This window comes from Pseudomonadota bacterium, assembly GCA_010028905.1.
GTDB lineage: Bacteria > Vulcanimicrobiota > Xenobia > RGZZ01 > RGZZ01 > RGZZ01.
Genome location: RGZZ01000771.1, coordinates 1 through 1,560, shown reverse-complemented (window position 1 = coordinate 1,560; position 1,560 = coordinate 1). Strand labels below are relative to the sequence as shown.

Sequence of the window (1,560 nt, the reverse complement as noted above, 5' to 3'; positions counted from 1 at the left end):
ATGCTCGCCGAGTTCGTGCTCGACTGGGAGACCCGCGAGCCCGCTCCGCAGGAGACGCTGCAGATCGTCCGTGAGGGGGTGAAGCGCGGCCTCGTGCTCATCCGCGCGGGTCTGTACAGCAACTGCGTGCGATTGCTTCCGCCCCTCGTCATCACCGATGCGCAGCTCGATGAGGGGCTTGCGGCTCTCGGTGAGGCGGTGCGCGTCGTCGAGGCCGGACGAACGGCTGCCGGTCGATCGTGAGCGCGCGGGTCATCCGCGCCGCGCGCATCCACACCCTCGAGGGTGCGCCGGTTGAAGCCATGGCGGTCGAGGGCGGTCGGGTCGCAGCTGTGGGAGCTCTGGCCGACATGCCCGCCTGGCCTCGGGTCGACCTCGATGGCTGCACGGTCGTTCCGGGCTTCAACGATGCCCATGTTCACGTCTACAAGGTGGGGCATCTCCTCACCTCGATGCTCGATCTGCGCGGCGTGGCGTCGATGGCGGCGCTGCAGCAGCGTCTACGAGAGGCTCAGGGCGACGGCTGGCTTCAGGGGCGTGGGTTCAACGAGGCCATGATGGCCGAGGGGGTGATGCCCACCCGCCACGATCTCGACGCAGCGGTTCGGCATCGTCCGGTGGTTCTCACGCGTACCTGTGGACACATCGCGGTAGCGAACACGCGCGCGCTCGAGGCGGCTGGCATCGCGACATCGACCGAGGCGCCGCCGGGTGGCGCCATCGTGCGCGATGCCGCTGGCGAACCCACGGGCGTGCTGCACGAGACTGCCATGGGCCTTGTCACGTCCAAGGTTCCGCTTCCATCTGCGGCCGAGTACGCCGACATGATCGCGGCGGCGGCGCAGCGCCATCTGTCAATGGGAATCACCAGCGCCACCGATGCTGGTGTCACTCCGGACATCGTCGCGGTGTATCGCGATCTCGAGGCCCGCGGCGCCCTTCCCTATCGGCTCAATGTCATGGCCCTTCGACGTCCTCTCGGGTCACCCGCCACGTTGCCGCTTCCGGAGCGCTTCGCGTCTGACTTCCTGCGCGTCGATACCGTCAAGCTCATCGGCGACGGCGGCTTGAGCGGAGCCACCGCGGCGGTGTGCACGCCCTATCGGCATGACGGCAGCTGCGGCCTGCTGCGTCTCGATGCGGGCGAGATCGTCGAGATCGGGCGCGATGCGGTGGCGGCCGGTCTTCGCCTGGCGGTTCACGCCATCGGAGACGCCGCCATCGAAGCGTGCCTCGACGCGTTCGAGCGCCTCGGTCCCATGCCGCTTGCGCCACGCATCGAGCACTTCGGGCTGCCCAGCCCTGCCCAGATCGCACGTGCGCGGGCACTGGGAGCGGTGGTGGTTCCCCAGCCCATCTTCGTGAAGAGCCTGGGCATCAACTTCCGCACCTATCTCTCCGAAGCGCTGCTCTCTCGCGCCTATCCCGTGCGGTCGATGATGGCCGCGGGGCTGGTGACGGCCCTCTCGTCAGACGCGCCGGTGGTGGGTGACGAGCGCCCCCTGCTCGGCCTCGCGGCGGCCGTCCTGCGACGCGACGACGAGGGGGTTCTGATTGCGG

2 protein-coding genes are annotated in these 1,560 nt (G+C 69.0%); both read left to right on the top strand.

The genetic code is table 11. The features are described from left to right. Positions 1-243: aminotransferase class III-fold pyridoxal phosphate-dependent enzyme (locus EB084_25140; GenBank protein ID NDD31550.1), on the top strand; the 243-nt coding region annotated here is incomplete at its 5' end. After that, positions 240-1,560 (top strand): amidohydrolase (locus EB084_25135; protein NDD31549.1); only part of this gene is annotated, 1,321 nt, incomplete at its 3' end. The genes EB084_25140 and EB084_25135, both read left to right, overlap by 4 nt.